At 55.9% G+C, this 4,714-nt stretch carries 6 protein-coding genes; all 6 read right to left on the bottom strand.

Annotated features, from left to right (window positions below):
* A partial coding sequence (locus NW839_RS13580; protein WP_414380719.1) for a pentapeptide repeat-containing protein occupies positions 1 to 443 on the bottom strand: 443 nt, incomplete at its 3' end.
* Positions 444 to 464: 21 nt separating this feature from the next.
* Positions 465 to 1,994 carry an Hsp70 family protein gene (locus tag NW839_RS13575; RefSeq protein WP_414351930.1) on the bottom strand — a complete coding sequence of 510 codons (1,530 nt, stop codon included), beginning with the start codon at positions 1,992 to 1,994 and terminating at the stop codon, positions 465 to 467.
* Positions 1,991 to 2,620: a helix-turn-helix domain-containing protein gene (locus tag NW839_RS13570; RefSeq protein ID WP_414351929.1), complete on the bottom strand. Its 630-nt coding sequence runs from the start codon at positions 2,618 to 2,620 to the stop codon at positions 1,991 to 1,993. Before NW839_RS13570 ends, NW839_RS13575 begins: the two co-directional genes overlap by 4 nt.
* Positions 2,621 to 2,715: 95 nt before the next feature.
* Positions 2,716 to 2,925: a DUF2997 domain-containing protein gene (locus tag NW839_RS13565; protein WP_099812547.1), complete on the bottom strand. Its 210-nt coding sequence runs from the start codon at positions 2,923 to 2,925 to the stop codon at positions 2,716 to 2,718.
* A gap of 9 nt (positions 2,926 to 2,934) precedes the next feature.
* A complete protein-coding gene (locus tag NW839_RS13560; RefSeq protein WP_099812548.1) occupies positions 2,935 to 3,309 on the bottom strand; it encodes a DUF1257 domain-containing protein in 375 nt (124 codons plus the stop codon).
* Between the two features lie 118 nt (positions 3,310 to 3,427).
* Positions 3,428 to 4,714, bottom strand: a 1,287-nt coding sequence (locus tag NW839_RS13555; protein WP_414332243.1) for a pentapeptide repeat-containing protein, incomplete at its 5' end; no start/stop codon positions are given.

The following is a 4,714-nucleotide window of genomic DNA, read 5'->3' as shown; positions in this document are numbered from 1 at the left end:
TTGCTCAGGTCGGCCCCGCTCAGGTTGGCCCAGCTCAGGTTGGCCCCAATCAGGTTGGCCTCAATCAGGTCGGCCCCCCTCAGGTTGGCCCAGCGGAAATCCCGCTCTCCCGCTTTATACCTTGCTCGGACATCTCCAACCTGTCGGAGGGGAAGTCGATGGGACTTTACCACCTGCACCCGCACCGGATCCTTCGATCCCAGCAGCTCCAGCAGCGTCTCCCGAGCCGCAAACTGCACTTCCCAGTTGGGATCATTTCGCAGGGCTTGGATAACAAGCTCGACCCCTCTGGATCCGTACCTCAGAGCACCCTTGATTGCTTGGATTCTCACCTTGGGATTCGGACTGCTCAGGGCTTGCTCAATGCCCACCAAGCCTCCCATGACCGGATCGGATCCGGCTGGTTGCTGTCCACCCAGAACAGGATCAAAGTTTTCCGCCATCCCTAACCTCCATCCCTAACCTCAAGTTAACCTTCCAACCACCTGCTGCTGCATAAGGGTCTTTTGAGTTTGCAAATCTACTACCGTTACCCGCAAAGTTCGCCCGGCATCGACGGCAAAGGTGACCTGCAAACGATCCACTCCCACCCGCCCTAGCGGCTTGAGGGGAATGGAAAGCTGGTTGTGGATCCCAAGGGGACGAAAGCTAGAAGCTGCGGTGCTGTTGCGGATCTGCATCCGACCGTCGGGATCGTAAACAACCTCAGTTGCCCCTTCCTCGGCCATCTCACCAACCACCAGGTTGATGTGGCTTTGCCCATTGGCGTTGGCCTGCAAGGGAGGCAGTTCCACCGTGGCAGGATAAGCCGTGCCGCTCTTAAAGAGAGGGAAAAAGTCGGGCGCCTGCAAATAGGGATTCCAGAGCCGCAGGGCATAGGTATGGCGGAGATGATCTTGAAGGCGGGCAAACTGGGTGAAGGCCAGAGCGCCGTGGGCCACTGCCTCAAACGGCTTGTGGTACTTGACCTTGTCGCGGCCAAAGAGGCTAATGACCTGATGCTGCACTCCTGGGATGAGGCTGGTGCCACCCACCAACACCACCTGGTGGATATCTCGTTTAGAGATCCCTTTATTGTGGGCTTTCTCGATGACCTCATCGATGGCTTCTCTCAGCCGCGTCAGCAGGCCGCGCTCTTCCAACAGCTCCTGGAGTTGCTCGCGCTGAAGCGTTAAAGTGTGGGTCTCAAAGGAGTCTTCATCCAGCCAGGCCTCGCTGGCCTGAGAATGGCTGGAGAGGCGGATCTTGAGCCGCTCGGCAACCTCGCACAGAACCTGGAAGCTGCTGGCCGGGACCTGTTGTCGCTTGCGGCCCAACTGCTCCAGCACCCATTCGGCAATCCAGATATCGATATCGACGCCGCCACAGCCATAGGCCCGGTCAGTTTTGGCAATGACCTCAGCTCGGTAAGCAGTGCCCTGCTCTGGCTTCAAGATTTTGACCAAAGAGAGGTCGAGAGTTCCGCCCCCCAAATCGATCACCAAAATCAGGGATCCCGGCTCCTGGATCCCGTAGCCCAAAGCAGCCGCGGTGGACTCGTCGAGGAACACGACCTGTTGGATCCCTAGGGAGCCAAACACCTCTTGCAGGTTGTGCAAATAGCCCTCGTAGGCTCCCACCGGCACGGTCAAGATCACCTTATCGGGCTGCCAGCCCTCTGCCTGGAGTTTGGCAAGAAGCTGCTGCAGAAAGATCCGCGTGGCCTCTTGGGCTGTGTAGGCCTGTCCATCCACATAGGTTGGAGCCGGCTGGAATTGTTGAGAGAGATCCCGCTTAAAGCCTTTGAATAGGCGCTTGGGATCCCGTTTGGCCTGGGCAGGTGCCCCAATCAAAAATTGCTGATTTTGGCCGACAAAGAGAACCGAGGGAATTAGAGGGGGGCTGCCGTCGTAGCGGTGGGTGATCCCTGGTATATCGATTGCAAGGGGTTTTTGGTTTTGGTAGGCACAGACCACCGTATTGGAAGTGCCAAAATCAATAGCCAACGTCGTCATGCTGCCAAGGAAGGTAGAGTGCGACTGACTTTGGCTCGAACTAAAACTTGATCCCTAAGTCGATAGCCCACAAAGCGAACGTAGACCGGCTCTCCCGCCTGGATATCCTCTTCATCGGGCTGGTGGCTTTCTGGGTCATAGGCCACCTGTTGCCACACCTGGCCAATGGTTTCCAACTGCCAGTCTTCCAACAAGTTGCCCAGACAGGTCAGCAAAGCCAAGACTTGCTGCGCGGGGTAATCCGGTTGCCTCTGCACAACCTGCTGCAGGGTAGGATATTGCACCAAAAGAGGCTTGAGCTTTTCCACCAGTTCGGCGCGGATTTGATGGCGCAATTGCCCTTCCTGCTGTTCTAGCTGTTTGTGCAGCCGCTGCAATTCCTGAGCCGTTTCTACAGACTCCGATGCTAGCTCAATTCCGCTAAAATCCTGAATAAGGTTCGGCAAGGGTACTTGCAAAATGCTGGCCGCTCGATTGAGATCGGCTAACTTCAGCTTTTCGGCCTGTCCAGTTCTCAGGGCATTTAGGGCTCCTCGACTCAGTTTGGCCTTTTGTCGAAGCTCTCGCCAGGTTGAGATACCGGCAGCCTGCATGAGATTGCGCAGCAGGGCATCATGACTTTTCATTTCAGAGTTACGACTCCAAAATGGAATCCTAGCCAGAGTCTTTTGGATCCCTTTGGTTAAACTAGACAGGGGATCAAGAAAGGGGTTTGGGGCATTCATAGACGCTCCACCTGACGCTGGACATCTTCTTCTATGACTGGTACCTGGTCATATTCAGGCAACAGTTCCCTTTTTTGAACTGTGCCCAATGCCCTTTCTATTTCCTCAGTTAGTTCAAGGCAGCCCTTGCCTTTGACATTGAGCACGCGCTCAATCACGTTGCCATCTTTGTCGATGATGTATTCAACCTGTTGATATTCCGCCATAATGCCTCCTCAAGCCCAGCGCCCCAACACAATCCTGATCTGCCCTTTTTCATCCACAGATTCCGACTCTACCGTAAATCCCTTCTCCGCGGCCGTCGCAAGAAGCTGCTCGCGGGTATAGGCTTGGCGGATTGGCGCTAAGAAAGCCTCAGCGCTGACTCCCGTTCCCCAAAAGTCGGCAATCATCTCCAGGCTGTCCCCCCGTTGGCGAAAGCCAATGTCGTAGCCGTTGCTGCGCCTAACCACCAGATCTGCCTGGACACGGTTCCCTCCATACCCCCGGACATAAGTGTTTTCCAAGACCTCGTGACCTTGGGCAACCAAAGCGCCTTTCAGGATCTCTTTATTTTTGAACTGAACCTTGATGCTGGTGAAGTGCGACACTGTGGGGATTCTCCTCAGAAGAACATGCTTTATCCTAGAGCAGTCCTCTTGGCTTGAAAAGTTTTGCTAGGGCACAAAGCCGCGTGGCCCTAACCAAAGAAATTGAGGGAGCCAACCATTAGTTTCCCTTGGCTAGAGGATGCCGGTGGGGATCCGAGGTAGCAGGAGGAAGCAGGCGAGGGACATCGCGGTGGTCAAACCAGATGCTCGCCAAACCTTTAAGCCAGAGGGACAGCCAGATCCATTTCCACTTGAAATCAAGTCTTGCGCCTTTGAGGTTTGCGCCTTCTACAGTGGCATGATCCAGGTTGGAGCCTTCCAAGTTGGCATAGCTCAGGTCAGCCCAACTGAGATCGGCCCCGCTGAGATTGGCTCGGCTGAGATCGGCCCCGCTGAGATTGGCTCCAATAAGGTTGGCCCCGCTTAAATTGGCGCCGACCAGCTTGACTCCGCCCAAGTCGATCCAGTTCAAGTTAGCTCCGCTTAAGTCGGCTCCCTCCAGGTTTCTGTTGTCGGGCCGACCATTGACCAGTTCCCACACAAGATGCCACTTGGCATCGAGCTGAGTTTCTGGAGAAAGAATAGAGCGTCGCAGGTTGGCCAATTTCAGATCTGCCCCCCTCAGGTTGGCCCCGCTGAGGTCGGCACCGCTGAGGTAAGCGTTACGTAACTTGGCTCTGCCCAGCTTGGTCTGGGTTAGGTTGGCTTCTCCTAGCTTGGCCTTGTTGAGGCTAGCTGCGCTCAGGTCAGCCCCGCTGAGATCGGCTCTGCTTAGGGAAGCTCGGCTTAGGTTAGCTCCGATGAGCTTGACTTGGCTAAGGTCTGCCCGGCTCAGGTTGGCTTTCCTCAGATCTGCCCCGCTCAAGTCCGTTTGGCTCAGGTAGCGCAGAGGGCTGGGAGCATTGACATCAAGCAAGTTCAAACCCGACCTGCCCAGCTTGGCCTCGCTGAGGTTGGTGCCGATGAGGTTAGCCTCCCTCAGGTCGGTGCCAACTAAGCTGGCCTTGCTCAAGTTGGCTCCAATGAGCTTGGCGCCGACCAATTTGGCCCCCACCAGTTTGGCCCTGACCAGTTCAGCCTTGATCAGGCTGGCTCCACAGAGGTTGGTTCCCTCCAGGTTTGCCTTATTCAGATTGGTCTGGCTGAGGTTGGCGCCTCTCAAGTCCGCCTGACTCAGATTGGCTTTGCCCAACTCTGCCCACCTCAAATTTGCCCCGCTGAGGTTAGTTCCTCTCAGGTCAGCCTCCACCAAGCTCGCCCCTGTAAGCTTGACTCCGCTCAAGTCAGCCTGGCTCAAATTGGCCCTGCTCAGGTCGGCATAGATCAGGTTTCTTGCCTGAGCACGGCCGTTGACGAGCTCCCACACCAAGCGCCACTTGGGATCCAGCTGTGTCTCAGAAGAGAC

This window comes from Synechococcus sp. R5-15 (genome assembly GCF_047462035.1).
GTDB lineage: Bacteria > Cyanobacteriota > Cyanobacteriia > Thermostichales > Thermostichaceae > Thermostichus.
This window is presented reverse-complemented; position numbering and strand designations above follow the sequence as displayed.